Below are 25453 nucleotides of genomic sequence, written 5' to 3'. Positions count from 1 at the left end.
CGCAAACACGGCCAGGAGAAAGTCATGTCCGACACGTTTTATCGCTCCGTCGACGTCGACGGCTTCGAGGTCTTCTATCGCGAGGCCGGCGACCGGGCGAACCCGACCGTGCTGCTGCTGCACGGCTTCCCCTCGTCGAGCCATATGTTCCGTGACCTGATCCCCTTGCTCGCGGATCGGTTCCACCTCGTCGCCCCCGATCTTCCCGGGTTCGGACGCTCCGCCCTGCCGCCGCGGGAGGCATTCGCCTACACGTTCGACAACCTCGCGAAGGTGACCGGCCGCTTCACCGAGGTGATCGGTCTCGATCGGTACGCGCTCTATGTGTTCGACTATGGCGCGCCGACGGGCTTCCGCCTGGCGCTCGCCCATCCCGAGCGGATCACGGCGATCATCACGCAGAACGGCAATGCGTATGAGGAGGGCCTGAGCAATGGCTGGAACCCGATCGAGCGCTACTGGCGCGACCCGAGCGACGCCAACCGGCAGGCGCTGCGCGGGCTTCTGACGCCGGAGTCGATCCGCTGGCAGTACGAGCATGGCGCCGACACGACCCGAGTTTCCCCCGACGGATACAGCCTGGATGCCTGGTACACCGGGCGGCCCGGGGTGCATGAGATCCAGCTCGATCTGTTCCTCGACTACGCCAGCAACGTCGCGCTGTACCCGACCTTCCAGGCCTATTTCCGGGAACATCAACCGAAGCTGCTGGCGGTATGGGGGAGGCACGATCCGTTCTTCCTTCCCGCGGGCGCCGAAGCCTATCGGCGCGACATTCCGGGCGCGGACATCCGCCTCCTCGACACCGGCCATTTCGCGCTGGAGACGCATGCGCGCGAAATCGCGGACGCTATCTTCGCTTTTCTTTGAGCGAGGACCTCACGCTGACGGATGGGGTGCCGCCGGCGTGAGGCAGCCGAGCCCGCTCTCACGCCGACGCTGCTTCGCCGGTGGCGCCCGGATCGCTGGCTGCGCCGTCGAAATCTGACGACGCATCACGCGCGGGGCGTCGGGACCCTGCGGCGCCGAATTGCCCCGCCTATCTCAACCGCACATCTCCGGTCGGGCGTCGCGTCTCAAAACCGCTCGACCCAGGGACGGATCTCCAGTTCCCACGACCAGGTGCTACGGTGCTGGCGCAGCAGGTCGACATAGGTCCGGGCGATCGCATCCGGATCGAGCGTGCCGTCCGACGGGTCGGCCTCGCGGCGCACGCCGCCGTCGATGACGATGTGCGCGACGTGGATACCCTTGGGCATCAGCTCGCGCGCCGCGCTTTGCGCCAATCCGCGCAGCGCGAACTTGCCCATCGCGAAAGGAGCCGAAAGCGCGAAGCCCTTCACGCCGGCGGTGGCCCCCGTGAGCAGGATGGCGCCCTTGCCGGCCGGGACCATGCGCCGGGCCGCCTGATGGACGGCATAGAAGGCACCCATCGCCGAGACCGCGACGGCCCGCTCGACCTCGGCGGGGTCGAGCTCGGCTATCGGACCGCGGAGGCGCCCGCTCGCATTGTAGACGACGATCTCCGGGACGCCGATCCGCGCCTCGGTCTCGGCGAACAGCCGCTCGACCTGCCGCGGATCGGTCGCGTCGACCGGAATGGCGATCGCACCCGTCTCCTGCGCCAGCGGTTTCAGCTTTTCGACGTTGCGCGCGGCGATCACCACGGAAAGGCCGGCGGCGCGCAGGGTCCGCGCAAGCGAAGCGCTGATGCCCGGGCCGGTGCCGATGATCAGCGCGTTGCTGTAGGGAATGTCCGTCATGGAAACACCGACCGCTGGTTTCGACCTTTCGGAAGCTCGCATCGCCGCGCGCTTCGATGGTCTCGAAGCTCGGCTTACGTCCGGATCGAACGATTACCGTGCCATTTGAGCCTCGAACATGTCGAGCGCGTCGGCGAGCTTCGCATCGATGACATGAAGATACTCCGTCCAGTCACCGAGCCGGGCGAGTTCGTCGCGGCCGTCGCTGATCCCGCGTAATCCCATGATCTCCACGCCAAAGCGTCGTGCCGCCCGCAGCACCGCGAAGGTCTCCATGTCCACCATGTCGGCGTCGAGCACGTCGTAGCCGTCTCCGGAGACGACCGAGGCGCCGGTGGCGAGCGAGGCGGCGGGAATGCCTTCGATCCGCAGGGCGATGGGGATCACCGCCGGCTCGTCAAGGAACGGCGTCACGCCCTTCTCGAAGCCGAGCGGCGAGGCGTCCATGTCGCGATAGTTGACGCTGGCGACCTGGTAGATGGCGGCGTGGTCGAGCCGCCGCGAGCCGGCCGAGCCGAGCGTGACGACGAGATCTGGCAGCCGGCCGGCGGCCTCGAGCCGCGCGAGCGCGATGGCGGTCGCCGCCGCCGCCTCGACCGGGCCGACACCGCAGATCAGCGGATCGATGCGGGCGCGCAGGTGCGGGCCATATTCGTGCGGAGTCGCCATGATGGGCAGGACGGTGATGTCGCCCAGCACGGCGAGATGCCGGTGGGGGTCCTGCATGGGCACGGCTCCTTGGGTCTCAGGGACGAACGGTCGGTGAAGAGGCCGGTGCGGTGGCGCGATAGAGCCGCCAGGCGTCCGGCTCGGTCTCGACCAGTCGGTAGTCGGGGCTTACCGCGAAGGGGTCCCGTGTCCACGCTCCATCGCGCGCGGTGACGAGGACCGCCCGGCAGTCATAGCGCTCCGCCAGGGCATGGACGTCGTCCGGACCTGCCCGGCCGTCGAACACGGCGAGGAACTGCCTCGAGATCGCTTCCCGCGCCGCTGGCGCCAGCGGCGCGAAGGCGATGGCTAGTTCTTTGCCGGCAAAGCACGAGCGGCGGTCGGCCAGCAGCGCCCAGGAGATGTTGACCGGCCAGGGCGTCATGTCGGCGAACAGCGCTGGATTGCTTGCGATGCGGTCCTGCGGGGGCACGGCGCGCCGCACCGCCGCCCACATCGCCGGCGCCCGTGCGAAGGCGGCGGCCGAGAGCGAGGCGTCGCCGCCGGCATTGCCGGCCAGTATGATCGCGCCGGCCGGCAGGCTCGCCGCAAAGAGGGCGAGTGCCGCGACGAGCGCGAGCCGGGCGCGCCGGGCGACCAGTCCGGCAAGGCCGGCCGCCGCCGCCGCCGTCAGCACCATCAGCCCGGGCAGCACGGCGCGCCAGCCGAGATCGTTGTTGTCGCCGACCGTGCTCACCAGCAGCCAGCTCGTGGCGAAGCTCACCGCCGCGACGAGGGCGAGCGCCCGCACCTCGAGGCGCCGCGGCGCCTCGTCGGGCGCGCCGATCCGGCACAGCAGGGTGAGCGCGCCGGCGATGACCACGAGCGGGAACTCGACGGGCAGCAGCAACAGCCAGTAGGCCGGCAGATCGAGCACGCGGCCGAACTGGCCAGTCAGCAGTGGCCCGAGCACCTCATAGGCCCGCAGCGCGACCGGACTGCCGCCGCCACGCCCGAGCGCGGCATGGTACTGCGCGAGCAGCAGCGGCGCCGCGAAGGCGAGGGCGAGGAGGCCGGCTACGGCGGCCGCGAGAACGAAGCGGACGCGGCCTCGCGCGGGCGCGGCGCACACAAGCAGCGGCGCGAAGGCAAGCGCCACCAGCGCGAGCACGACGCCGCCGACCCAGAACGAGCTCTGGAAGGCCGCGGCCATCACGAGGGCGAGCACGAGGCAGGTCGGCGCGTCCGGCCGGCGGGCGAGGCGCACGCCGAGCAGGGCCGCTATGACGAGGCTGCCGGCGGCGGCGACGTGATGCGGGCTCCAGCTCGTCTGGAACAGCCAGCCGGCAAGGCCCGTGGCCGGCGCGAGCCATTGGTCGAGCCCGGCGCCGGCGAGCCACCCGAGCAGCGGCCGCAGCGAGCCGGTGGCGCACAGGGCGAGGGCGAGGGCGGGCGCCAGCCGGTTGCCACCGAGGCGCAAGGCGAGCCCTGCCATCAGCAGCGCCGTCGAGAAGGCGGTGAACCAGCTTGCCGCCGCATCCGCCTCCCAGCCGGTCGCGCCGGCGAGGCGGGCGATCTGCGCCGCGCCGAAATGCCAGAGATAGTAATAGGATATCTCCGCCGGCTGCCCGACCGGGCCGTAGAACGGATTGACCGGCGGCACGCCCGTCCGCAGCATCTCGTCGATCAGCGCGATCTTGGAGTGGTCGAATATTGCGGCGGCGAGGATCACGCCGTCGGCGGTGTGCTTTGGCACCACGGCGAGCGCCGGAACGAGGGCGAGGAGGCCGGCGGCCGGGGCGATCCACCAGGGCGGGAGTTCGTCATCCTCGGCGCCTTCCGTCGCTGCCGTGGGCAGCGTCGATACGAGGATCAGCGCGAGGCTGGCGAGGATGGCGAGGGCCGAGAAGCCGATCATCTCGGCGAGGGCGAGCGCGAGAACGTTCTGTGCCGCCCAGCCGAGAGCGGGCGCCACCGGCAGGGCGAAGGCGCGGCCGAAGCCGAGCCGGCGCGCCAGCCGGTAGCCCGCGAGGCTCCACAGCACGAGGCCGATTGTGGCCGCCAGCGCGGCGGTGGCGAGGGAGAACATGGCTCAGCGGCTCCCGGCGGCGCGCCGCCGGCGCGGCGGGCGGCTCACAGGCCGCTGAACCAGTTGAAGCCCTGCTTCTCCCAGAACCCCTCCTGGTAGACGTTGGTCACCTCGATGGCGCGGATCCATTTCGGGTTCTTGAAGCCGAGCTTGACCGCGGTGCGCAGGCGCAGCGGATAGCCGAACGGGTCGGCGATCGGCTCGCCGGCATATTTGGTGGCGAGGATGGTCTGGGGATGCAGCGCCGAGGGCATGTCGATGACTTCGAGATAGTCGTCATTGCCGTGGAAGGCGACGTATTTCGCGCTCAGATCGGCACCGACGCGGGTGAGGAACTGCCTGAGGTTCGGCCCCGACCACTGGCCGATATAGTCCCAGCCCTCGACGCAGATGTGCTTGATGATCTCCTCCTGCTCAGGCAGGGCGTAGATCTGATCGAGCGTCCAGGGCCGCTTGTCGGCGACGAGGCCGGCGAGCTCCAGCTTCCAGCCGCTGACGTCCACCGGGCGGACGTTCTCGATCTCGTAATAGGCGTTGAAGCGCGGCGGCTTGACCACCTGATCGACCGAATAGGTCGGCGCCAGCTTGTTGGGATCGAAGATCGCCTCCTGCACCCGGTCGTTGAAGGAGGAGACGGCGCGCAGCACGCTCTGCACCTGGGGCTGCTCGGCGATGTTGCAGCCGGTGAGCATGGACAGCGCGCCGAGGCTGACCGCGCCGCGCAGTAGCTTGCGCCGGTCGATCTCCTCGATCAGGGCGCGGTGCTCGGCGAGGATCGACGGGTCGGGGCCGCGGCGCGGCCGGAACAGCGACATCGGGCGTTTCAGCGACATGGTGCGTCCGTCACGAATGGGAGGCATGGGTGGGAGCGGCGGCGGCCTCGTCGAGCCGGGGACCTCCCGTGAACATGGCGAGGAGCGTGCGCGGCACGAGAAGCGCGAGCGCGACATGCACCACGAGGAACAGGCAGATCGCGGTCATCCCGAAGAAATGGACGAGCCGCGCGCCCTGGAAGCCGCCGAACAGAGCCGTCAGGCCGGCGAACTGCACCGGCTTCCAGATGGCGAGGCCGGTGATCACCTGCAGTACGATCACCGTCATGACGCCGACATAGAGCGTCTTCTGCACGGCGTTGTATTGGGTGAGGTCGGCATGCGGCAGCCGAAAGCGCAGGGCTGCGAGTGCCTCGCCGATCACCTCGCGCGGGCGGATCGGCCAGAGCAGCCGGCGGAAGCGGCCGGACAGAAAGCCATAGGCGAGATAGGCGAGGCCGTTCAGCGCCAGGATCCACATGCCGAAGAAATGCCATTGCAGCCCGTGCTGCGCCCACGGACCCAGGGTGACGGCATCGGGAAAATGCAAAAATCCGAAGATCACTTCGTCATTATAGATCTTCCATCCGCTCATGATCATGATGATCATGGCGATGGCGTTGGTCCAATGCATCATTCGTATCGCGAGAGGATGCATTTTTCTGGACGTGTTCATCGTATTTCCTCTCACGACGAATAGAATTACCTGTATTCATGGTTTGACGAAGGCGAATATTGATATTATTTACTCATTATTGCCTTCATCGATGAGTGTTGAGCCATGAAGACCATCATCCGCGTCGTTCTGCTCGGGGGGCTGGCGCTTGGCGCCGCGGCGGGTGCCGCGCGGGCCGACGAGACCAGTCCCGAGCCCAAGCCCATGCGCGCTGAAGGCGGGGCGCATACCCAGCCCGGCGCGCGGGCGGACGGCCTGACGCCGCAGGAGCGCATGAACCGGCGCTTCCCCCAGAAGGTTCGGGTCGGCGACTTGATCGGCCTGCCGATGCAGGACTACGACGACCGCGTTCTCGGCTATGTCGAGAAGGTGGTCCGCACGCCGGACGGCCGGATCGTGCTGGTCATGCCGTATGGCGGCTTTCTCGGCTATGGCGCCCGGCCGGTCGGCATCCCGATCGAGACCGTGGCCATCCTCGCCCGGCACCTGAACGTGCTCGACATCCCGCGCGAGGATTTTCCGACCCTGCCGACCTGGGCGGACGGGGAGGGCATGCCGATCCCGGCCGACGACACCATCCGCATCGCGATCTCGCGCCGCTGAACGGCGCGAGTCCTCCCGGCGAACGAACGGGCGGGCGGTCATCGCTCGCCCCCGTCGAGTTCCACCGCCAGGGCGTTTACGGCCGCGACATCGGCGAAGCGCTCCGGCGTGACGGCGAGCGCCCGGCCGAGACGAAGCGCCCGCCGCTCGCAAGCGCCCCGCGCGGCCTCGTCGCCGATCGCCTCGAACTCGGCGATATGGGCGAGGCCGAGGACGCGCCGATACATCTCCAGCCCGGCGAAGCCCAGCGTGTCGTGCCAGATCGCGGCGAGCCGCGCGGCGAGCGCCTGTTCGGCGCCCTCGCGGTCGCTCTGCGCCTCGAAGAGATCGTGTCCGCCGAGGATGCCGGCACGCTCGGTGCGCCACAGGCGGGCGAACTCGTCCGTGAAGACCCGCCAGATCTGCGCGGCGAGATCGCGGATCCACCGGCGATAGGCGCGGGCGTCGGCGTCGCCCGGACGCAGGCCCTCCTGGGAGAAGGCCGCCATCCACAGATTGGCCAGCAGCGAGCCGATATCGAAGCCCATCGGGCCATAGGTGGCGAATTCGGCGTCGATGACGCGGCTGTCCTGCGCGCTCACCATCACCGAGCCGGTGTGGAAATCGCCGTGCAACAGCGTTTCGGCGCCCGTGCAGAACCGCGCCTTCAGTCGCAGCGCCGCGAGCTTGAGGGCGCGGTCGGCGCGGACCGTCGCCACCTCGGCGTCGAGCGCCGGATTATGGCGGTTGCGCGGGCAGTCGAAGAACGGGTCGGTGAAGAACAGATCCTCGGTGATGCCGCACAATTCGACATTGCCGGCGAACAGCGCGAGGTCGGCCTTGCGGTGCGCGGTCTCCATCGCCCAGTCGGAGCCCCGGAACAGCGTGCGGGCGAGGAAGTGGCCGAGATGTTCGCCAAGGGCAGGGTAGCGGGTGCCGGCGATCAGCCCCTTGCGCAGGATGATGTGCGGAGTCAGGTGCTCCATGACCTGCAGCGCCTGCTCGCGGTCGAAGAGGTGGAGCGTGGGCATGCGTCCGGGGTCGCGGGCGCCTAGGCGCAGGGACGCTTCGTATTCGAAGAAGGCGCGGTCGAGCGACATGGGCCAGCTCTCGCCGACCACCCGGGCATAGGGCAGCGCCTGCTTGACCACCAGCGAGCCGTCGCGACCCTCGACGATGAAGACGAGGTTGAGATTGCCGTCGCCGACCTCGCGTACCCGCCATTGCGCGGGAGGGCCGAGAAGACGCGTCAGTTCGGGCCGATGCCAGAGCCGGTCGGGAAGCGTGTCGGCGCCGAGCGGCGCATAGGGCGGTCGGGTGAGCATCCGGCATCTCCGCGTCTGGGGCGGGGAGCCGGCCCGCCGTCAGCCATCCGGGTCCTCGCAGGGACGGGTACGGGGAGGAGCGAGAGCTCGTTACATCCTTCACGGCTTCGTGATTACGGCGGACACGAGCGCGTGAGCCGGTAACGTCGGCGCCGGCGCGCGCGAAAGGGAGGTCGGTGGTTCCGCGCGGACCGCCGGCCAACCCAGACGGAGTGATCCCATGAAAGGCGCCGCCATCGCCGCCTTGCTTGCCGCCCTCGGGGGCCTCGTGGCCCCCGCCTCACGCCTCGCGGCGGAGGAGGCCGTTCCACCCGCCAGCCAGCCGGTGGTGGTGGAACTGTTCACCAGCCAGGGCTGCTCCTCCTGTCCGCCGGCAAATGCGACGCTGATCGCGCTGGCGGATCGGCCCGGCGTGCTGGCGCTGAGCTTCAGCGTCACCTACTGGGATTATCTCGGCTGGAAGGACGCGTTCGGCCGGCCCGAATATACCCAGCGTCAGGTGGCCTACGAGCCGAAGCTCGGCCAGAGCGGGCCCTTCACGCCGCAGATGGTGGTCGACGGGCAGGCGAGCGCGATTGGCTATGACCGGCGGCAGATGGAGGCGCTGATCGCCGCCAGCCCCCGCAAGAGCGGGCCGGCGCTGACGCTGCGGCCGGGCCGGATCGAGATTGGGGCCGCGCGGCCGGGACGGGGCGCCGCCGATGTGTGGCTGGTCCGGTACGACCCGCGTCTGGTCGAGGTGCCGGTGCGCCGCGGCGAGAATTCCGGGCGGACCCTGCCGCACAGCCATGTGGTGCATGGTCTTGCCCGGCTCGGCGGCTGGAACGGCGCGGCGGCGGCGTTCAAGGTGCCGCCGGCCCCGGACGGCCTGCGGACGGCGGTCCTGGTGCAGGAGAGCGCCGGCGGGCCGATACTCGCGGCGGCGAGCGACTGATCAGCCGCCGCCCGGGTCGCGCGCCCGGTTCGCCATGGCTCGCCCGGCGCCCGCCTCGTAGAGGCTCGCGAGCGACTTCAGCGCCCGGTGCAGGGCAACCCGCACCCCCGTTTCGCTCATGCCGAGACGGGTGGCGGCCTCGCGGGCGGAGCAGCCCTCGAGCGAGACCATCCGCACCACGCTCCGCTGCTGGTCCTTCAGCTTGCCAATCAGCCGCTCGATATCGCCGGCTTCCGGCGCCGAGCCCGCTTCTCCGGCGGGGAGCACCTCGACGAGGTTGTCGATCGGCACCGCCGGCTGGCCGGCCCGGCGGAGCATGTCTATCAGCTTGTTGCGCACGATCGCCGACAGCCACGGGGTGATCGGCCGGGCAGGGTCCCAGGTGCCGCGCTTCAGGTGGATCGCGAGCAGAGCTTCCTGCACCGCGTCCTCGGCGTCGCTGGCCGAGGCGCCGAACCGCGCGCAGCTCTGCTGGGCGAGGCGCCGCAGATACGGTGTGATCGATTGGAGGAAGCGGCGGTAGGTGCCTGCATCACCGGCGAGAGCGGCCCGCATCAGCGCTGCCCATTCCTCCTCGCGAGCTGACTCTTCCACACATGTTCCCCAGTGGGCCTCCTGGGCTCCATTTTATATCTGGCGATCCAAAACCCCAAGCTGGGGAGCTGCCGCGCGGGCCCTCCCGCCGTGCGAACGCAAAAATAACCGGATGGCATGGCGGGGCTGTAACGAAGTCCATTCCGGCCGCGTAGAAGCCGATGACACGTTCACTGGGCCCTGCCGGGAATGGGTCGCTCCGTTCCCGGACACAGGTTGATCGCGATTCCATGGACGACCGCCCCGCCAGCCTTCCCACACCGCGTACCATTGCCGCCCGGGCTCTCGGCGGCGGGCGGCCGTCCCCGACCGCGCTGACGCCCGTGATCGACATGAGCGCGACCTACACGCGCGACGCCGACAATGGCTACAGCTCGGGTCCCGTCTATGGCCGCAAGGACAATGCCTCGGTGCAGCAGGCCGAACGCCAGCTCGCCGAGCTGGAGCACGCCCGGGAGGCGCTGCTGTTCGGCTCCGGCATGGCAGCGGCGACCGCCGTATTCGCCGCGCTGCCCCCGACCCATATCGTCGCGCCGAAGGCGATGTACTGGGGCCTGAGGGTCTGGCTCGAACGCTTCGGCAGCGTCTTTCACGAGATCAGCTTCGTCGACATGTCGCGGCTCGACGCGATACGCGCGGCGATCCGGCCCGGACGCACCGGCCTCGTCTGGATCGAAACCCCGAGCAATCCGCTGTGGACGCTGACCGACATCATGGCCGTATCCGACATCGCGCACCGGGCCGGTGCGCTGGTCTGCGCCGATTCCACGGTCGCGACGCCGGTGCTGACCAAGCCGCTCGATCTGGGCGCCGACATCGTGATGCACTCCGCGACCAAGTACCTGAACGGCCATTCCGACGTGGTCGCAGGAGCGCTCGCCACCGCAGACCCGTCCGGCCTCTGGCTGCGCATCAAGGAGATGCGCGACCAGAACGGGGCCGTTCCCGGCGCCTTCGACGCCTGGCTCCTGATGCGCGGCCTGCGCACCCTCGACCTCAGGGTGCGCGAGCAGAGCCGCAGCGCCGCGCTGATCGCGGAGCGCCTCGCCGGCCACCCGGTGATCGCTGGCGTGCTCTATCCGGGGCTGCCCACCCATCCCGACCATGCGGTGGCGGCGCGGCAGATGCCGGACGGCTTCGGCGGAATGCTGTCGGTGCGGGTGCGCGGCGGCGGCGCGGCGGCGGTGGCGGTTGCGGCCCGCGTGCAGCTCTGGCGCCGCGCGACCTCGTTCGGCGGCATCGAGAGCCTCGTCGAACATCGCGCCTCGATCGAGGGCGAAGGCTCGTCCTGTCCCGAAGATCTGCTGCGGCTCTCGGTCGGGCTGGAGGATCCAGGCGACCTTTACCGCGACCTCGCCCAGTCCCTCGATCTGCTGGCGTGACGACGAAGTGAGGATCTTCCCATGAGCACGATCGCCGTCGCGGTCATCTGCAAGACGCCCGCACCGGGCAAGTCGAAGACCCGGCTCTCGCCGCCGCTGCACCCGGACGAGTGCGCGGCGATCTCCGCCTGCTTCATCGCCGACCTCACCGCGACCATCGCCGAGGTGGCGGAGGTCGCCGACGCGGCGGGCTATGCCGTCTACACCCCCGCCGGCACCGAGCCGGCGCTGCGGCGGCTGCTGCCGCCCGGCTTCGGCCTGGTGCTGCAGGGGGAGGGCGATCTCGGCGCCCGGCTGCACAAGGGGATCTCGGATCTTCTGGACGCCGGCCATGCCGGCGCCATGCTGATCAATTCCGACAGCCCCACCTTGCCGGCGGCGATCCTGCGGGCGGCGGTCGAGGCGCTGCAGGGGGGCGACCGGGTGGTGCTGAGCCCGGCGGCCGACGGCGGCTATACGCTGATCGGCCTGACGCGCCCGCACGCGCATCTGTTCGCCGACATCCCCTGGAGCACCGCCGACGTCTATCGCCTGACGCTGGAGCGGGCGCGGGAGATCGGGCTGCCCGTGGTCGAACTGCCCGGCTGGTACGATGTCGATGACGCTTTGTCCTATGCCTGGCTCGAGCAGGAGATCGACGGCGTGCCGCCGGCGGTCGGGCGGCCGGGCATGACCGGCGCGCCGGCGCCGCGCACCCGCGCTTTCGTGCGGGCGCGTCGCCGCACCGGGAGGGCCGCATGAGCGCCCCACGGGACCTGTCCATGGTGACGGTGATCATTCCCTGCCTCGACGAGGAGGAGGCGATCGGCGCGGTCGTGCGGGACGTACTCGCCGTCGGCGTCGGCGAGGTGATCGTCGTCGACAACGGCTCGCGCGACCGGACCGCGGAGCGGGCGGCCGAAGCCGGCGCGAGGGTGGTGAGCGAGCCGCAGCGGGGCTATGGGCGCGCCTGCGCCGCCGGGCTGGCGGGGGTGGGGCCGGGTTGCGGGATCGTCTGCTTTCTCGACGGCGACGGCAGCGACGTGCCGGCCTTCATTCCGGCGATCGTGGCGCCGGTCGCGGCGGGCGAGGCCGATTTCGTCATGGGTTCGCGTATCCTCGGGCGGCGTGAGCCGGGCTCGATGACCCCCCAGCAGATCGTCGCCGGACGCATCGCCGGGGTACTGCTGCGCCTCGCCTATGGCGTGCGCTTCACCGACATGTCGCCGCTGCGGGCCATGCAGCGCGAGCGGCTCGCGGCGCTCGGCATGAGCGAGACCACCTATGGCTGGAATCTCGAAATGCAGATGCGCGCGGCAGGCGCCGGCCTGCGGTGCCGGGAGATTGCCGTCGATCATCGCTGCCGGCGTGGCGGCGTGTCGAAGGTCTCGGGCAATCTGAGGGCGGGCCTTGCCGCGGCCTTCAAGATCACCTCGACCTTTCTGCGCCTCGCCCGCTCCCAGCGCACGTTCGGCGCGGCCCCCGCCGGCCCGGCGTCGACCTTGAGAAACAGCTAGCGGAGAGGCGCATGCACATCCTCGTCACCGGCGCCGCCGGTTTCATCGGCACCCATGTGCTCGCCGAGCTGCTTGCGCGCGGCCATGAGGTGCGCGCGCTCGATTCGCTGCGGCCGGACGTCCATCGCGACGGCAGTCCCTGGCAGGTGGTGCGGGGCGTCGAGGCGCTGATCGGCGACGTGCGCGATCGCGAGCTGGTCGCGCGGGCGGTGAAGGGGGTCGACGCGGTGATTCACCTCGCCGCCAAGGTCGGGCTCGGGGTCGATATCGCCGACATGCCGGACTATGCCTCCTCGAACGATGTCGGCACCGCCGAGCTGCTGGTGGGCATGGCGGAGGAGGGCGTGTCGCGCCTGACGCTGGCGAGCTCGATGGTGGTCTATGGCGAGGGTTTCGCCACCTGTCCGGAGCATGGGGCGGTGCGTCCGGCGCCGCGCCGCGCGCGGGATCTGGCGGCCGGACACTTCGAGCCGCCCTGTCCTCATTGCGGCCGGCCGCTCGCCAGCGGGCTCGTCGGCGAGGACACGCCGGCCGATCCGCGCAACGCCTATGCCACCAGCAAGCTCGCGCAGGAGTTCTACGCCGCCAACTGGGCCCGCGCGACCGGCGGCTCGGTGGCGATGATGCGCTATCATAACGTCTATGGCCCCGGCATGCCGCGCGACACGCCCTATGCCGGCGTCGCCTCGATCTTCACCTCCGCGCTCCGTCGCGGAGAAGCACCGAAGGTGTTCGAGGACGGCAATCAGCGGCGCGACTTCATCCATGTCGGCGATATCGCGGCCGCCACCGTGCTGGCTTGTGAACGGCATGGGGAGGGCGTCGGCGCCTATAATGTCGGCTCGGGCACGCCGCGCACGGTGGGCGAGATGGCCCTCGCGCTGTCCCGCGCGCTCGGCGGTCCGGCGCCTGTCGTGACGGGCCAGTACCGCCTCGGCGATGTGCGCCACATCACCGCCGATTCCTCGCGGCTTCGGCGCGAGCTCGGCTGGCATCCGCGCGTCAGCTTCGAGAAGGGGATGGCCGAGTTCGCCGGCCTTCATCCCCGGACGGACGCCGCACCCCAGGCGGCCGGTGCCGGGATGAAACGGGCGATGACGGGCGGGGCATGAGCCGGTTCGCCCTTGTCGGCCTCATCCTCGCCAGCGTGGCGCTCAACGCGCTCGCCCAGATCCTTCTGCGGCTTGGGGCGCGGGCAGGGGCGGCCGCCGAGCCGGGTCCCGCCGGGCTGCTGGCGCTGGCGTTCCAGCCCTCGGTGCTCGGCGGGCTGGCTTGCTACGCCGTGAGCCTGCTGCTGTGGCTCTATGTGCTCGGGCGGGTGGAGGTGTCCTTCGCCTACCCGTTTCTCGCGCTCGGCTTCGTGCTGGTGGCGCTCGCGGGTTGGCAGTGGCTCGGCGAGCCGATGCCGCCGGCGCGCGTGGCCGGCATCGGAATCATCCTCGCCGGCGTGCTCGTCCTGGCCCGCAGCTAGCGCGACGGTGGCAAAGCCATGTTATGTCTGCCGGGACGGAGACGAATTCAGACGTCGGAAGGGGCGGTCCGCTAGACGGGCCGGTTCCTGCCGGCGGGAGCTTGTACTGTGAAGACCGACGACTTGATCGAGCTGCTGGCGGAGGACGCCACGCCGCAATGGCCGTTCCGCCGGCTGTTCGACATTGCGCTTCTTGCGGCCGTCGCCGCCTGCGCGGTGGCGTTCTTCGCGACCATCGGGCCGCGGCCTGACTTCGCGCATGCGGCGGAGACGGTGCGCTTCCCGTTCAAGTTCGTGGTCACGCTGACATTGGCGACCGGCGCGGTCGGCCTGAGCCTCGCCATGGCGCGGCCAGGCGTGCGCACGGGGCCCTGGCTCTGGCTTCTCGCGGCCGCTCCGCTGCTCCTGCTCGCCGGGGTCGCGGCCGAGCTCGCGGTGGTGCCGCGCGAGGCCTGGATGACGCGGCTGGTAGGCCACAACTCCGCCTTCTGCCTCCGGGTGATCCCGCTCCTCGCCGTCGCGCCGCTCGCATGCTTCCTGCTGGTGCTGCGGCGCGGCGCCCCCGCCCATGCCGGACGCGCCGGGGCTCTCGCGGGCCTCGCGGCCGGGGGCATTGCCGCCACCTTCTATGCGGCGCACTGCCCGGACGACAGCCCGCTCTTCGTGGCGGTCTGGTACAGCGTGGCGATCGCCATCGTGACCGCGGCCGGTTATCTCGGCGGCCGGCGACTGCTGGCCTGGTAGCACCCTGTAACGGAGCGGTGTTCCCGCACGTATCCATTGGCAGAGGGATACGCTTGCGGAGGCCGACGTGAAGACCGAGGAGTTCATCGACCTCTTGGCGCAGGACACCGCGCCGGCCTTCGCCTTCCGCACCCTGTTCCTCGCCGCCACGCTGACCGGCGTCGCCATCGCCGGCCTGGTCTTCTTCACCGCGATCGGGGTGCGGCCGGACGTCGAAAGGGCGCTGCGCACCGGGCGGTTCCTGTTCAAGTTCGTGATCACCGTGCCGCTGGCGCTCGGCGCCGTCGGCCTCCTGCTGAGCCTCGCCCGCCCGGGTACCGACATCGGCCTGTGGCGCTGGGTGGTTTTTGCCTCGCCCGCGCTGCTGCTGGGCGCGGTCGCCAGCGAATTGTGGCTGCTGCCGCCCGCGGCCTGGCGCGGACAGATGATCGGCCATAACGGCCGGCTGTGCCTCACCCTCATTCCGCTGCTGTCGCTCGGGCCGCTTGCCTGCCTGCTCGCGGTGCTGCGCCGGGGAGCGCCGGCGCATCCGGGGCGTACCGGCGCGGCGGCAGGTCTCACGGCGGCGGCGATCGCCGCGACCTTCTATGCCGCCAATTGCGACGACGACAGCCCGCTATTCGTCGCCTTCTGGTATCCGATGGCGTTCGCCGTCATGGCCGCCGCCGGTTACGGCCTCGGCCAGCGGCTGCTGCGCTGGTGAGCGATGCCGGCGGGCGGCCCCCTCGGAGATCATCCGATCATCGACGCGCGCGGCTGGTGTGAGTCCGGCCGAAAAGCGCGAACCGCAATCACGATACTTGAGGCGACGGGCGATCGTCTGGCTTCGACCCGATCCCGCCCATGGGAGGGATGCTCCGGGCCGTCGGCCCCACCATCGGCAAGCTCTCGGGGGCGTTCCGGTCCTTGTCTGGCGTACATAGGCTATGGTCGCCTCGCTCGATGGGTGCGAGCGGGGCGGAAGCGCGACGGGTTCTGCTACCTTGACTGGCGCCAACAGGCACAAATGGTCCAGAATCTCCCTGGCCGGTATCGAGGACCTCAGCGATGCCCGGCTCGAGCGAGTCGGTTGAAGCGCTGCGCTTGCTGCTGACGAGTTTGCTAAGTCGTTGGGCCAGGCGGGTGGGAGCCTCACCGCCCCTTCGATCATCGGTGAGCCGGGGTCCGAAATGCCATCTTGAATCGGGACGGGTCAGCTACGTTATGAAAGCCGTCCGATGGCCGTTCACGTAGCAAGAAACCGACTCAACCCATTGAATGGGCCGTGTTTTTGTCGATGTCGATAATTTGGATAGGCAGATGGCGCGCCCTAGGGGAGTCGAACCCCTCTCTCCACCGTGAAAGGGTGGCGTCCTAACCGATAGACGAAGGGCGCGCAGGCGGGGCCCTTATAGGGGCGAGCGGCAGCTTGCACAAGCGCCCCGCTGCAGCGATGCACAGGCACCGCCGCAAGCCGATTTGCCCTTGGCGACCCGCCGGTCATCGCATGGCTTCGGCAGGGCTGCGCTCGCCCGGTGCCGACCCTCACCCCGCCGCGGCGGGGGTCAGCGCGCGATCACCAAGCGATCACCACTTGCCGGTGTTCGGCATCGACGCCCAGGGTTCCTGCGGGGGCAGGGCGCTGCCCTTCTGGAGAAGCTCGATCGAGACGTTGTCCGGCGAGCGCACGAAGGCCATGTAGCCGTCGCGCGGCGGGCGGTTGATGGTCACGCCCCCGTCCTGCAGCTTCTTGCAGGCGGCGTAGATGTCGTCGACCTCGAAGGCGAGATGGCCGAAATTGCGGCCCTCGCCATAGGGCTCCGGGTCCCAGTTGTGAGTCAGCTCGACCTCGGCGACGCCCGCCTGTCCCGGCGCGGCGAGGAAGATCAGCGTGTAGCGCCCCTGCGGAACGTCCTTGCGGCGGACCTCCACCAGCCCCAGCTTGTTGCAGTAGAAGTCGAGCGAGGCGTCGACGTCGCTCACGCGTACCATGGTATGAAGAAATTTCATGCTGACCTCGTGGAAGGTTTCGGCCCGGCGGCCGGACAGGACGGGTGGCCGAACATATGACGCCGGTCGGTGACATCAAGCCTGAAGGTGAGGCGCTGGCGCGGCTGCTGGCCGGCATGAGGCGCGGCGTCGCCTTCACCGGCGCCGGCATCTCCACCGAATGCGGCATTCCCGATTTCCGCTCGCCGGGCGGGCTGTGGACGCGCAACCGGCCGATCGACTTCGACGCCTTCCTCGCCAGCCGCGCCATGCGCGACGAGGCGTGGCGGCGACGCTTCGCCATGGAGGAGGCGTTCGCCAAGGCCCGCCCGGGGCGCGGGCATCGCGCGCTCTCCCGGCTACTCGCCGAGGGGCGCCTCGCTGGCATCGTGACGCAGAACATCGACGGGCTGCACCAGGCCTCCGGCGCGCCTCCGGAAGATGTGATCGAGCTTCACGGCAACACGACCTACGCCACCTGCCTCGATTGCGGGCGGCGCTACGAGCTGGAATGGGTGCGCATGCGCTTCGAGGCGGAGAGCGGGGCGGCGCCCGATTGCGAGGAGTGCGCCGGCCCGATCAAGTCGGCGACCATCTCCTTCGGCCAGCCCATGCCGGCGCCGGCAATGCTGCGGGCGCGGGAGCTGACGCAGGGCTGCGACGTCTTTCTCGCCATAGGCTCGTCGCTGGTGGTCTGGCCCGCCGCGGGTTTCCCGTTGGAGGCCAAGCGCAACGGTGCGATACTCGTTATCATCAACCGCGAACCGACCGAGCTCGACGACATCGCCGACCTCGTCATCCGTGACGAGATCGGAGAGGTATTCGCGCCGTTCGCCTGATCGGGTTGCCGCTCGGGTTAAAGCTGTTCCAAACCCGCGCTGCGACGTGATTTGGGTGTTTTCGTGGCGGAATCGAGTGTTATGCTCTAACGACGAGAATCATCCATGGCTCGCCAGATGTGATATGGCGGGGTGAGGCGTTCCCGGAGGTGGGTGGCCGATGGTAGCCGACAGTTCTGCGCCACGATTAGGCCTGGTCAATCACGAGCCCGTGGACAATGAGGTCGGCGACGCACGTCAGGCCGATGCCGGTATCGTCCAGATCGCCGGCACCATCAAATGGTTCGACGTATCGAAGGGCTATGGCTTCGTGGTGCCGGATGGCGGCGGCAGCGACGTGCTGCTTCATGTCACCTGCCTGCGCCGCGGCGGCTTCGTGACCGCGCAGGAAGGCGCGCGCATCGTCTGCGAGGCGGTGGCGCGCGAACGCGGCTTCCAGGCCCTGCGCGTGCTGTCGATGGATTCCTCCACCGCCGTGCATCACTCCCAGCTTCCGCAGGCGCGCACCCATGTGACGGTGCAGCCCGTGGGCGGGTTCGAGCGGGCCTGGGTGAAGTGGTTCAACCGGCTGCGCGGCTTCGGCTTCCTCTCGCGCGGGGAGGGGACGGAGGACATCTTCGTCCACATGGAGACTCTGCGCCGCCACGGCTTGACCGAACTGCGCCCCGGGCAGATGGTTCTGGTGCGCTTCGGGCCAGGTCCAAAAGGGCTGATGGCCGCCGAGGTGCGTCCGGACGGGGCCTCGACGCCTTCGTCGCATTAGGGAAGGCGCCTCGGCGCGCCAAGTCGGTATGACGTCTGGTTTTCGGGCGATGGCCGCGGGTATGCGCGGCTTTGCGTGTGTCCTCGTGCTTCTGCTTGCCGCCGGCGCGGTGAACGCCGCGACCATCGAGACCCTCACCATCGACACGAAATCGGGCGAGGCGACCTTCAAGGTCGAGTTGGCCGAGAACGCGGCCGAGCGCGCCAAGGGCCTGATGTACCGCACCGAGCTGGCGCCCGACGCCGGCATGCTGTTCGACTTCGGCGTGCAGCAGCCGGTCTATATGTGGATGAAGAACACCTATATCCCGCTCGACATGGTGTTCATCCGCGCGGACGGACGCGTCGCCAGTATCGCGGCGAACACGGTGCCGCTCTCCACCCAGACCATTTCCTCGCAGGTTCCGGTCAGCGCCGTGCTGGAGCTGCCGGCCGGCACGGCGAAGGCGCGCGGGATCGAGGTCGGCGACCGCGTGCACCACCGCCTGTTCAGCGGAGAGTGAGGCCGCCCGGCGCGCTGCGCGCGGCCACCGCATCCGGGGCGTCGTCCGGCTCGTGAGCGCTCGGCAGCACGGCGGCGAGCGAGGGCGCGCGTAGGGAGGTGGGCTCGGCTGCGCGGTCTTCCGTTCCAAGCATCCGGTCGAGGCGCTGCAGGATGGCCGCGTTCTGCTGCTTCACCGCGCCGAGTTCCTCCGACAGGTGGTTGATCCTGCGGTCCGTGTCCCGGCGCGAGCGTTCGATCGCCGCCACGAGGCCGAAGTTCAGGCTGAAGGCAAAGCGCCGGATCGCCCGGTAGACGCGGCTGCTCCAGCGCCGCTTGGCCGGGAAGCCCTGCCGCCACGTCGCCTTGTAGAGATCGCCGGCCTCGGGCTCCCCGCGGATCAGCGCGGAATAGGCGTCGATGTCGTGCAGGCTGACGAGCCGTCCCGGGTTCTCGGCCGGCAGCGTGCGAAGGCGCGCCTCCAACGCCTCCGGCAGCGGCGGGACGGGCACCGCCTCGAGCGCCTGCGCCACCAGTGCCGCCAGTTCCTCCGGCGCATCGGCGCCGACTCGTTCGGGCGGCTGCGCGCCGGCCATGGCGTCATCGATCTGCCGCGCCACCAGGGCGAGGGAATGGCGCGCGCCGAGCTCCTGGCGCTGCCAGATCACCACCGCCTGACGCACGGCCGGCTGGCAGGAAGCGACCGCCCGGCGGGCGAGCTCCACATGGTCGAAGCGGTCGAGGCAGAGCGGATGGCCGGCGAGAATTTCCGCCGTCGCCGCTGCGCGCACGCCGACCACCGGCAGGCCGAACCGCGCCGCCTCGAGCACAGGCAGGCCGAAGCCCTCGTGCTCGGAGAGCATGAGGAACACGTCGCAGCGGCAGTAGAGATGCTCGATCGCGGCGCCCGAGATCTCGCCATGGTCGGTGATAGAGACGCCGAGCTCGCGCGCCAGGCGCAGCACCTCGTCGACATAGCCGCCCATCACCGGGTCGGCGCGGCCGACCAGGTTGAGCTCGACCGGCCGCCCGGTGATCTGCTGCACCATGGCGGCGGTCGCCACCAGATGGCGATGGCCCTTGTGCGGAACGAAGCGGCCGACGAACAGCAGGCGCAGCGGCCCCCGGTTGTTGCTGCCGATGAAATGGAGCAGGCCGGGTGCAGCGAGGCTCTGGTCGCCCGCCGCGACGTCGGCCAGCAGCGGCGAGAGCGGCTGCACCACGCGGATCGCCGCGGGATCGGCGCCCAGCACCACGAGCTGCCGGGCCGAATAGGCCGAATTGGCCCAGAACTCGATGCCCGCCATGGCAGCGAATTCGCGGATGGCCTTCAGCCCCCGCAGCGTGTTGGCCGCGCAGCTCGCCGCATAGGGCGCGAAGAACCAGGGCGGCGTGTTGTTGTGCCAGCGTATGATGCGTCGCGTGCCGAGGCGCGCGAACCGCGCGTCGAAGTCGGGATTGCCGTCGCGCCAGTGATAGATGACCACCGACTCGCCATCTCCCTCCAGCCACGCCGGCAGCTCGGCGAGGTCATGGAACGCGATATCCGGGTGGGACGAGGAGCGGGGGCGCTCGCAGAATATCCGGACGTCCCTGTTCTGTCCGTCGTCCGACAGTAGAGCGTACTGGGCGAGACAGTCCCGGGCCACGGAATCCGGGCTGTTCGTCACGGCGTCGATGACGAGAGCAGTTTTTAGTTTTACTGACATGATTGTTTTCGAAGGGCGCTAAGTGGCTACATTGTTACTATTAAAAACAGCTTATGCCCCTCGCTGTTCATACAATATAATCCTTAACTTTGTGTCAATCATATGATTCGGGTCTTCACAACTAAGTTCCCGCGCTCACCCTGCGATCGGCGCGGAGCAGCCCGTCGAGAGGCGGCTCTTGCCTTGGTGCGCCGGTCTGTGCCATTGCATGTCGCGAGCGGCGCGGTGCGGCGTTCGAAGATCGTTTGGTTGCAACGGTTTGTAGCCGTCGGGGCATAGCGCAGCCCGGTAGCGCGGAAGTTTTGGGAACTTCAGGTCGCAGGTTCGAATCCTGCTGCCCCGACCATCCGGACGTGCGATCTTGGCTTGCGAGAGGCGAAGGGCAGGGGAGCGAGTAGAATGGTGGCGCGCATTTACAAGCCGACCCGGAATGCCATGCAGTCCGGCACGGCCAAGACCAAGCTCTGGGTGCTCGACTATGAGCCCGAGCAGGCCCGGCAGGTCGAGCCGCTGATGGGCTATACCAGCTCCGGCGACATGAAGAGCCAGCTTCGTCTGCGCTTCGATTCCAAGGAAGAGGCGGTCGCCTATGCCGAGCGGCACGGCATCGCCTACCAGATCCAGGAGCCGAAGGAAGCCTCGCGCCGGCGCATCGCCTATGCGGACAATTTCAGCTTCCGCCGCCTCGGCCAGTGGACCCACTGACCGCGTGAGCGTTCATGCCGGAAAGGCCGCGTAGCTCAGCTGGATAGAGCAGCCGCCTTCTAAGCGGCAGGTCGCTGGTTCGAGCCCAGCCGCGGTCGCCATCTAACGCATCGGATATGCGTCTGGATACGGCTCCTGTTGGCGCGCGGCAGTCGTAACGAAACAGGTACGACGGCCGTTCTTCGGTATGCTTCTTGGCCGAGAGCGTCGGAACGAAAAGTCTCGAGAACATCCCGAATCGTTCACGACGTGTTTCGGGTGCCTGACGTTACGTCAGGGGCGGCCTCTCTGGCGGCCATCGCAGACGCTCATTTCCCGAATTTCCAGACACCGACGATCTCGTCCCCGGCGAGTTGGTTCGCGCCGACGGGGCAGGCGGCGAGGCCTGTCCGGACGGCCTATGTCATGCGGGCACCTTCGGTTGATCGAAGCGGTGCGGCATTGCGCTCGGCGCCGGGCGGGCGCAAGCATGACCGCGTGCCGTCATGGGGCCTGCATCGAGCGCTGGGAGTATCCGCTCGGCCTCGCCCGTTCCCACGCGAAACGCGCCTGTCCGCGCTCATCAGGCGGCAGGAAGCCTCTGCCGATCTCACCGAAAGGAACTGCGCCATGTCGAACGAACCGGACGAGCGCCTCGGCCGCCGCGACTTCATGATCGCGTCGGTCGCGACGATAGGCTCATCGGCCAGCCTCCTGGCCAGCGCCGGCTCCGCCGCCGCGCAGGGCGCAGCGACTTCCGCGCCGGACGCCGGGTCCGGTGCCTCCGCGGCGACGGTCTATACGGGCGATGTCATCCAGGGGAAAAAGGTCGTCAGCGCGCTCGACGTCGAGGACCTCGAGCCGGGACGCAAGCATTTCCTCTATTTTCAGGGCGTCGAAATGCCCACCGGCCAGCACTGGTACGTGTCGGTGACCGTCGCCAGGGGAGCGAAGCCGGGCAAGCGCGTCGTCCTGGTGAGCGGCGTGCATGGCGACGAGATGAGCTCGGTGCACACGGTCCAGACCGTGATGAACCAGCTCGACCCGGCGCAGATGTCGGGCACGGTGATGGCCGTCACCGATGTTGCGCGCGCGGCCATGGAAGGCATGCAGCGCAGATGGCCCAATGCCGGCAGGGGTGCCGATCTGATCGACCTGAATCGCGAGTGGCCCGGAAACGAGAACGGCCTGACCGCCCCGAGCCGGCATGCCGGACTGCTGTTCAACCGGCTGCTGCGGCGCAATGCCGACGCCGCCATCGACTTCCACACCGGGACCACGGGATTCGAGGTCACCGCGTTCAATATTGGCGGCATGGACGTGCCGGAGGTCAGGGAGATGGTGGAGCTTTTCCCCGTCGGCCAGGTCTTCGACAATCACGTATATCCCGGCGTCCTGCACAATGCCTTCATGGATGTGGGCATTCCGGCGTTCACACCGGAGATCGGCGCCGCGCGTGTGCTGGACCTCGACATGATCGGACTGTTCGTCGAGGGCACGATGAACGTGCTCAAGCATTACGGAATCGTCGCCGGGGCCATGGGGCGCACGGGGAAGGATGTGGACGTCTTCGTCGGCAACAGCGCGGTTCCGATCCTGGCGACCGAGGGCGGCCTCGTCGAGCATCTGGTCAAGCTCAACGAGAAGGTCGAGCCCGGACAGAAGGTTGCCCTCCAGCGCAACAGCTTCGGCGAGGTGGTCGCCGAATATACGAGCGGCGTGGCCGGAGAGATAACGGGCCAGCGCAGCGACGCGATGGCCGAGCCGGGCAATCCTCTGACCTTCATCCTTTTTCACAAGGACGGGGCGCAGGGAAGCGAGACCTATCCTGAGTGATGATCGGGCACATGGTGCCGGCGGCATCATGACGGGCCCGCCCATAAGCACGGCCCGATCCGCGCCGCCTCACGCGCCCTGCGGCTGATGAAATGCCCGAGCGTTCCCGAACCGGACAGGCGCCTGCGTCGCCCCGTGGGCCTGCGAAATGGCAACGGGTTTCCGCCGGACGAGAGATCGCCCGTGGAAATTTCCGCGGGCGATTTTTTTGGCCTGTGGAACCGGTCGGTCGCCCCGCCGGGGTCGGCAGGGGAACGTCCAGGGGCTTCACCGGCTTATTCAGGAAGTCGCCATCGGCTGGCGGGATGCGCGCGACATATGGAGCAGCGATCATGCCGACGAACAGTCATCTGCGCGAGGAGATCGACAGCGGCCGTTTCGGGGACAAGGTCCCGTTCCCCGATCCGGCGACGGCCCCGCTCGGCACCGACGACGAGGCTGCCGGAAGGCCGGCCACCCGCGAAGAGATCGCCGAGGCCCGGCGGGACGCGTTCCAGCCGGACCCGGCGGCGGGCTCCGGTACGGATGAGCGCGGGCGCCCCTTCGACGACCGGGGGACGACGGTGCTGGGCGTGTCGTTTCCGACGGCGGTCATCGCCCTGCTGGGCGTTGTCGTCGTCCTCGCCGCCCTTGTAGCCGCGCTGATTACGCGGGCTTGATCGCAGCGGGACATTCCCGCATCCGACCATTCCCGCGACCTACAGCTGCGCCTCGCGCTCGCGAAACGTGGGGATCGCCCGCAGGGCGAAGCGGAGCACATCGTCCCGCTCGCGCAGCCCGAGCTTCGCGCCCTCGAGTACGGCCGAAGCGAGCATGGTGCGAATTCCCTCGTCCATCACGACGCGAGAGGCCGCGTGCGCGCACGCATCGGCGAGGACCTGGTCGAGCAGGTCCACGGTCTCCGGATCGTAGCTTTCCTCGAACGTCGTCACTGTGCATCCTTCGGACCGTTACCGCTCATGTAGACGGCAATGTCAGGTCTGACTCACCCAAAGCAGCGTCCGGGTGACGGTCGCCTTAGGAACGCCCGGAGCGGATCGTCACGGCGCCGCGATCCAGCCGGGATTGATGGAAACTGAGGTTGGAGCGCTGGCGAAGGCGCCGAGCGGGGGGCGTCGGCAGTAGACCGACGAGAGAGGGCGTCGCCGCCCCTCCGCGAGGTCGCGCCCTCAGCCGATCTGCTCGATAATGATGGCGCGGATCTGTTCACGGGTGAGGCCGCAGGGCTCGGGCTTCCAGTCCGCGGCGGCGCGCGTCACGGTGGGCATGGCGGCGGGGTGGGGCTTGATGCCCCTTATGGTCTTCTTGCTGGTCATGATGTTCCTGTGCGCGCGCCGCTTTTCAAACCGGCGACGCGCGACGACATTTCGGAATTTACAAAAAGGGGCCCGCTCCACCGAAAGAGGGCGGGGCACGTCGATATGACGACTTTCGACGTATAACACTGAAATGCGAGTCAAAGAAGGCCGCAAATCGCCAAGCCCGGGCGGACCATCGGAAGAAATAAAATCGGCGCAGGCTTGTAAAATATCCGGTTCAACTCTATTGTAATTCTGTCGAACTTGTACGTTGAACGCGTTTTGCGCCGAGCTGCGCCGGACAAACGTCCTCTCAAATCGATGCCATCGTGACGTTCGCGCGGTTGCGGGTGGTCGAATTTCTATGTCGATTTGAACGGCCATCGTCATGGCAAGCGGGAGGTTGAAGCCGTTCAACGGGTAGAAAAGGCTTCGGCTTCGTTTAATCCGATCAGGGCGAGCCGGAGGTGCTCCTCCATATCCGGGTCATGGAGCGTTCGAGCTTGTTGAGCCTGAGCAAAGGCCAAAAGATTTTCTATTAATCGAAGCCGCTCGCCTCAGCGGCGGCAGATCGGCGGCCAGCCTCGAAGCCGCCCGAGGCAGTGTCTCCGGTTCCTGACCACGGATGTACTGGCACGAACCGTCGAGGCATCGGGAGAGGCCAGGGCAACCCGGCCTTTTTTCATTCTGATAGGAGACTGCACGTCATGGCTGACTTAACCCGAAACAATCTGTTCAAGCCCAACCTGAGCAAGACCGAATCCAGGGCGGAGGCGGTATCGCGCACGGCGATGGGCATGATCCAGCAGGAGGCCACCAAGCGCGACGCCAAGCTTATGCGGCTGCGCGAGGCGAGGCTGGCGCGCGAGGCGGTCGATGCCCCGGATGCTGCCGCCTCCAAGGCCGGCGCCGCGAGCTCCCGACGCCGATAGCCATCGGGAAGGGCGACGCCAGCGACGGGTGACGCCAGAACTGGGTGACGCCTTGCGTTGAGCGCCTCGGTCGGCGCGGTCGACCCGGCAGCGATACCCGGCCGGAACGTTGGTGGCGCAACCCGCCAGAACGACGACTTTGCTTGCCATACCCTTCCGTCACAGCTGCGCCACATCGATGATCGCCTGTGCAAAGGGCTGCGGCGCCTCCTGCGGAAGGTTGTGGCCGATGCCGCCGGTAATCAGCCGGAACTGGTATTTGCCCGTGAACTTCTTGGCATAGGCGGCAGGCTCGGGATGCGGCGCGCCGTTCGCGTCGCCCTCCATGGTGATGGTGGGTACGCCTATGGAAGGGAAGGTCGCGAGCCTTGCCTCGATGTCGTTGTACCTAGTCTCTCCGGGGGCGAGGCCGAGCCGCCAGCGATAGT

Annotated in this window: 29 protein-coding genes and 3 tRNA genes; 19 read left to right on the top strand and 13 right to left on the bottom strand. The window is 68.7% G+C overall.

Annotation, left to right across the window (positions count from 1 at the left end; all coding sequences use genetic code 11):
• The first annotated feature begins 24 nt into the window (after window positions 1-24).
• Window positions 25-870 carry an alpha/beta fold hydrolase gene (locus NVS89_RS15255; RefSeq protein WP_258733623.1) on the top strand — a complete coding sequence of 282 codons (846 nt, stop codon included), beginning with the start codon at window positions 25-27 and terminating at the stop codon, window positions 868-870.
• 206 nt (window positions 871-1076) lie between these two features.
• On the opposite strand, the gene NVS89_RS15250 is transcribed toward NVS89_RS15255, so the two are convergent.
• From NVS89_RS15250 to NVS89_RS15230, 5 genes are all read right to left on the bottom strand, one after another.
• A complete protein-coding gene (locus NVS89_RS15250; protein ID WP_258733622.1) occupies window positions 1077-1763 on the bottom strand; it encodes an SDR family NAD(P)-dependent oxidoreductase in 687 nt (228 codons plus the stop codon).
• 93 nt (window positions 1764-1856) lie between these two features.
• A complete protein-coding gene (locus NVS89_RS15245) occupies window positions 1857-2489 on the bottom strand; it encodes a 5'-methylthioadenosine/S-adenosylhomocysteine nucleosidase (RefSeq protein ID WP_258733621.1) in 633 nt (210 codons plus the stop codon).
• A gap of 19 nt (window positions 2490-2508) precedes the next feature.
• Window positions 2509-4500, bottom strand: a complete 1992-nt coding sequence (locus NVS89_RS15240) for a hypothetical protein (protein WP_258733620.1) — start codon at window positions 4498-4500, stop codon at window positions 2509-2511.
• Between the two features lie 44 nt (window positions 4501-4544).
• Window positions 4545-5333, bottom strand: a complete 789-nt coding sequence (locus tag NVS89_RS15235) for a molybdopterin-dependent oxidoreductase (protein WP_258733619.1) — start codon at window positions 5331-5333, stop codon at window positions 4545-4547.
• Window positions 5334-5343: 10 nt separating this feature from the next.
• Complete coding sequence (locus tag NVS89_RS15230) at window positions 5344-5988, bottom strand: cytochrome b/b6 domain-containing protein (protein WP_258733618.1); 645 nt, start codon at window positions 5986-5988, stop codon at window positions 5344-5346.
• Window positions 5989-6093: 105 nt separating this feature from the next.
• Between NVS89_RS15230 and NVS89_RS15225 the strand changes: the two genes are divergently transcribed.
• Complete coding sequence (locus NVS89_RS15225) at window positions 6094-6591, top strand: PRC-barrel domain-containing protein (RefSeq protein ID WP_258733617.1); 498 nt, start codon at window positions 6094-6096, stop codon at window positions 6589-6591.
• A gap of 38 nt (window positions 6592-6629) precedes the next feature.
• On the opposite strand, the gene mtnK is transcribed toward NVS89_RS15225, so the two are convergent.
• Window positions 6630-7895, bottom strand: coding sequence for an S-methyl-5-thioribose kinase (gene mtnK, locus NVS89_RS15220; RefSeq protein ID WP_258733616.1), 1266 nt, complete (start codon window positions 7893-7895; stop codon window positions 6630-6632).
• Between the two features lie 220 nt (window positions 7896-8115).
• Between mtnK and NVS89_RS15215 the strand changes: the two genes are divergently transcribed.
• A complete protein-coding gene (locus tag NVS89_RS15215) occupies window positions 8116-8829 on the top strand; it encodes a DUF1223 domain-containing protein (RefSeq protein ID WP_258733615.1) in 714 nt (237 codons plus the stop codon).
• On the opposite strand, the gene NVS89_RS15210 is transcribed toward NVS89_RS15215, so the two are convergent.
• A complete protein-coding gene (locus tag NVS89_RS15210; RefSeq protein ID WP_258733614.1) occupies window positions 8830-9423 on the bottom strand; it encodes a sigma-70 family RNA polymerase sigma factor in 594 nt (197 codons plus the stop codon).
• Window positions 9424-9653: 230 nt separating this feature from the next.
• Between NVS89_RS15210 and NVS89_RS15205 the strand changes: the two genes are divergently transcribed.
• The 7 genes from NVS89_RS15205 (at window position 9654) to NVS89_RS15175 (ending at window position 15219) form a co-directional block, all read left to right on the top strand.
• Window positions 9654-10805, top strand: coding sequence for a trans-sulfuration enzyme family protein (locus tag NVS89_RS15205; protein ID WP_258733613.1), 1152 nt, complete (start codon window positions 9654-9656; stop codon window positions 10803-10805).
• A 21-nt stretch (window positions 10806-10826) separates the two neighbouring features.
• Window positions 10827-11546: a TIGR04282 family arsenosugar biosynthesis glycosyltransferase gene (locus NVS89_RS15200; protein WP_258733612.1), complete on the top strand. Its 720-nt coding sequence runs from the start codon at window positions 10827-10829 to the stop codon at window positions 11544-11546.
• The gene (locus NVS89_RS15195; RefSeq protein WP_258733611.1) at window positions 11543-12301 is read left to right on the top strand and encodes a glycosyltransferase family 2 protein; all 759 of its coding nucleotides are present in this window, start codon (window positions 11543-11545) and stop codon (window positions 12299-12301) included. The genes NVS89_RS15200 and NVS89_RS15195 overlap by 4 nt, the downstream gene beginning before the upstream one ends.
• An 11-nt stretch (window positions 12302-12312) precedes the next feature.
• Complete coding sequence (locus tag NVS89_RS15190) at window positions 12313-13413, top strand: NAD-dependent epimerase/dehydratase family protein (protein ID WP_258733610.1); 1101 nt, start codon at window positions 12313-12315, stop codon at window positions 13411-13413.
• The gene (locus tag NVS89_RS15185; RefSeq protein WP_258733609.1) at window positions 13410-13772 is read left to right on the top strand and encodes an SMR family transporter; all 363 of its coding nucleotides are present in this window, start codon (window positions 13410-13412) and stop codon (window positions 13770-13772) included. Before NVS89_RS15190 ends, NVS89_RS15185 begins: the two co-directional genes overlap by 4 nt.
• Before the next feature lie 108 nt (window positions 13773-13880).
• Complete coding sequence (locus NVS89_RS15180; protein ID WP_258733608.1) at window positions 13881-14516, top strand: NrsF family protein; 636 nt, start codon at window positions 13881-13883, stop codon at window positions 14514-14516.
• A 67-nt stretch (window positions 14517-14583) separates the two neighbouring features.
• Window positions 14584-15219 (top strand): NrsF family protein, encoded by a 636-nt coding sequence (locus NVS89_RS15175; protein ID WP_258733607.1) that lies wholly within the window; start codon window positions 14584-14586, stop codon window positions 15217-15219.
• A gap of 597 nt (window positions 15220-15816) precedes the next feature.
• Here NVS89_RS15175 and NVS89_RS15170 read toward each other — a convergent pair.
• Both NVS89_RS15170 and NVS89_RS15165 read right to left on the bottom strand, forming a co-directional pair.
• Window positions 15817-15891, bottom strand: a tRNA-Glu gene (locus NVS89_RS15170).
• Between the two features lie 191 nt (window positions 15892-16082).
• Complete coding sequence (locus NVS89_RS15165; RefSeq protein ID WP_258733606.1) at window positions 16083-16505, bottom strand: VOC family protein; 423 nt, start codon at window positions 16503-16505, stop codon at window positions 16083-16085.
• 116 nt (window positions 16506-16621) lie between these two features.
• On the opposite strand from NVS89_RS15165, the gene NVS89_RS15160 reads away from it, so the two are divergent.
• The 3 genes from NVS89_RS15160 to NVS89_RS15150 all read left to right on the top strand — a co-directional run bounded on the left by NVS89_RS15160 (window position 16622) and on the right by NVS89_RS15150 (window position 18588).
• On the top strand, window positions 16622-17323 hold the full coding sequence (locus NVS89_RS15160) for an SIR2 family NAD-dependent protein deacylase (protein ID WP_258733868.1): 702 nt from the start codon (window positions 16622-16624) through the stop codon (window positions 17321-17323).
• Between the two features lie 160 nt (window positions 17324-17483).
• Complete coding sequence (locus NVS89_RS15155) at window positions 17484-18086, top strand: cold-shock protein (protein WP_258733605.1); 603 nt, start codon at window positions 17484-17486, stop codon at window positions 18084-18086.
• A 28-nt stretch (window positions 18087-18114) separates the two neighbouring features.
• A complete protein-coding gene (locus NVS89_RS15150) occupies window positions 18115-18588 on the top strand; it encodes a DUF192 domain-containing protein (RefSeq protein WP_374114581.1) in 474 nt (157 codons plus the stop codon).
• On the opposite strand, the gene NVS89_RS15145 is transcribed toward NVS89_RS15150, so the two are convergent.
• Complete coding sequence (locus NVS89_RS15145; RefSeq protein ID WP_258733603.1) at window positions 18575-20215, bottom strand: glycosyltransferase family 4 protein; 1641 nt, start codon at window positions 20213-20215, stop codon at window positions 18575-18577. The genes NVS89_RS15150 and NVS89_RS15145 overlap by 14 nt on opposite strands.
• Window positions 20216-20544: 329 nt before the next feature.
• On the opposite strand from NVS89_RS15145, the gene NVS89_RS15140 reads away from it, so the two are divergent.
• From NVS89_RS15140 to NVS89_RS15120, 5 genes are all read left to right on the top strand, one after another.
• Window positions 20545-20621: transfer RNA gene (locus NVS89_RS15140), tRNA-Pro, on the top strand.
• Between the two features lie 53 nt (window positions 20622-20674).
• On the top strand, window positions 20675-20980 hold the full coding sequence (locus tag NVS89_RS15135; RefSeq protein WP_258733602.1) for an ETC complex I subunit: 306 nt from the start codon (window positions 20675-20677) through the stop codon (window positions 20978-20980).
• Window positions 20981-21004: 24 nt separating this feature from the next.
• Window positions 21005-21081 (top strand) — tRNA-Arg (locus tag NVS89_RS15130).
• A gap of 508 nt (window positions 21082-21589) precedes the next feature.
• Window positions 21590-22795, top strand: coding sequence for a M14 family metallopeptidase (locus NVS89_RS15125; protein ID WP_258733601.1), 1206 nt, complete (start codon window positions 21590-21592; stop codon window positions 22793-22795).
• A 332-nt stretch (window positions 22796-23127) separates the two neighbouring features.
• Window positions 23128-23454 carry a hypothetical protein gene (locus tag NVS89_RS15120; protein WP_258733600.1) on the top strand — a complete coding sequence of 109 codons (327 nt, stop codon included), beginning with the start codon at window positions 23128-23130 and terminating at the stop codon, window positions 23452-23454.
• A gap of 39 nt (window positions 23455-23493) precedes the next feature.
• Here NVS89_RS15120 and NVS89_RS15115 read toward each other — a convergent pair whose 3' ends face one another.
• On the bottom strand, window positions 23494-23727 hold the full coding sequence (locus NVS89_RS15115) for a hypothetical protein (RefSeq protein WP_258733599.1): 234 nt from the start codon (window positions 23725-23727) through the stop codon (window positions 23494-23496).
• A gap of 237 nt (window positions 23728-23964) precedes the next feature.
• Complete coding sequence (locus NVS89_RS15110) at window positions 23965-24111, bottom strand: hypothetical protein (protein ID WP_258733598.1); 147 nt, start codon at window positions 24109-24111, stop codon at window positions 23965-23967.
• A gap of 689 nt (window positions 24112-24800) precedes the next feature.
• Between NVS89_RS15110 and NVS89_RS15105 the strand changes: the two genes are divergently transcribed.
• Window positions 24801-25025, top strand: a complete 225-nt coding sequence (locus NVS89_RS15105; RefSeq protein WP_258733597.1) for a hypothetical protein — start codon at window positions 24801-24803, stop codon at window positions 25023-25025.
• A gap of 159 nt (window positions 25026-25184) precedes the next feature.
• Here NVS89_RS15105 and NVS89_RS15100 read toward each other — a convergent pair.
• A partial coding sequence (locus tag NVS89_RS15100; RefSeq protein WP_258733596.1) for an alpha/beta fold hydrolase occupies window positions 25185-25453 on the bottom strand: 269 nt, incomplete at its 5' end.

This window comes from Ancylobacter mangrovi (assembly GCF_024752355.1).
In the GTDB taxonomy this organism is placed as follows: domain Bacteria; phylum Pseudomonadota; class Alphaproteobacteria; order Rhizobiales; family Xanthobacteraceae; genus Ancylobacter; species Ancylobacter mangrovi.
This window is presented reverse-complemented; position numbering and strand designations above follow the sequence as displayed.

Bases quoted from the DNA above. Each gene is read 5' to 3' on its own strand.
- NVS89_RS15215 (WP_258733615.1), top strand. From the start codon at position 8,116: ATGAAAGGCGCCGCCATCGCCGCCTTGCTTGCCGCCCTCGGGGGCCTC.
- NVS89_RS15155 (WP_258733605.1), top strand. From the start codon at position 17,484: ATGGTAGCCGACAGTTCTGCGCCACGATTAGGCCTGGTCAATCACGAG.
- NVS89_RS15185 (WP_258733609.1), top strand. From the start codon at position 13,410: ATGAGCCGGTTCGCCCTTGTCGGCCTCATCCTCGCCAGCGTGGCGCTC.
- NVS89_RS15110 (WP_258733598.1), bottom strand. From the start codon at position 24,111: ATGACCAGCAAGAAGACCATAAGGGGCATCAAGCCCCACCCCGCCGCC.
- NVS89_RS15120 (WP_258733600.1), top strand. From the start codon at position 23,128: ATGCCGACGAACAGTCATCTGCGCGAGGAGATCGACAGCGGCCGTTTC.
- NVS89_RS15230 (WP_258733618.1), bottom strand. From the start codon at position 5,988: ATGAACACGTCCAGAAAAATGCATCCTCTCGCGATACGAATGATGCAT.
- NVS89_RS15135 (WP_258733602.1), top strand. From the start codon at position 20,675: ATGGTGGCGCGCATTTACAAGCCGACCCGGAATGCCATGCAGTCCGGC.
- mtnK (WP_258733616.1), bottom strand. From the start codon at position 7,895: ATGCTCACCCGACCGCCCTATGCGCCGCTCGGCGCCGACACGCTTCCC.
- NVS89_RS15205 (WP_258733613.1), top strand. From the start codon at position 9,654: ATGGACGACCGCCCCGCCAGCCTTCCCACACCGCGTACCATTGCCGCC.
- NVS89_RS15225 (WP_258733617.1), top strand. From the start codon at position 6,094: ATGAAGACCATCATCCGCGTCGTTCTGCTCGGGGGGCTGGCGCTTGGC.
- NVS89_RS15235 (WP_258733619.1), bottom strand. From the start codon at position 5,333: ATGTCGCTGAAACGCCCGATGTCGCTGTTCCGGCCGCGCCGCGGCCCC.
- NVS89_RS15245 (WP_258733621.1), bottom strand. From the start codon at position 2,489: ATGCAGGACCCCCACCGGCATCTCGCCGTGCTGGGCGACATCACCGTC.
- NVS89_RS15150 (WP_374114581.1), top strand. From the start codon at position 18,115: ATGACGTCTGGTTTTCGGGCGATGGCCGCGGGTATGCGCGGCTTTGCG.
- NVS89_RS15105 (WP_258733597.1), top strand. From the start codon at position 24,801: ATGGCTGACTTAACCCGAAACAATCTGTTCAAGCCCAACCTGAGCAAG.
- NVS89_RS15250 (WP_258733622.1), bottom strand. From the start codon at position 1,763: ATGACGGACATTCCCTACAGCAACGCGCTGATCATCGGCACCGGCCCG.
- NVS89_RS15240 (WP_258733620.1), bottom strand. From the start codon at position 4,500: ATGTTCTCCCTCGCCACCGCCGCGCTGGCGGCCACAATCGGCCTCGTG.
- NVS89_RS15160 (WP_258733868.1), top strand. From the start codon at position 16,622: ATGAGGCGCGGCGTCGCCTTCACCGGCGCCGGCATCTCCACCGAATGC.
- NVS89_RS15165 (WP_258733606.1), bottom strand. From the start codon at position 16,505: ATGAAATTTCTTCATACCATGGTACGCGTGAGCGACGTCGACGCCTCG.
- NVS89_RS15195 (WP_258733611.1), top strand. From the start codon at position 11,543: ATGAGCGCCCCACGGGACCTGTCCATGGTGACGGTGATCATTCCCTGC.
- NVS89_RS15200 (WP_258733612.1), top strand. From the start codon at position 10,827: ATGAGCACGATCGCCGTCGCGGTCATCTGCAAGACGCCCGCACCGGGC.
- NVS89_RS15255 (WP_258733623.1), top strand. From the start codon at position 25: ATGTCCGACACGTTTTATCGCTCCGTCGACGTCGACGGCTTCGAGGTC.
- NVS89_RS15190 (WP_258733610.1), top strand. From the start codon at position 12,313: ATGCACATCCTCGTCACCGGCGCCGCCGGTTTCATCGGCACCCATGTG.
- NVS89_RS15125 (WP_258733601.1), top strand. From the start codon at position 21,590: ATGTCGAACGAACCGGACGAGCGCCTCGGCCGCCGCGACTTCATGATC.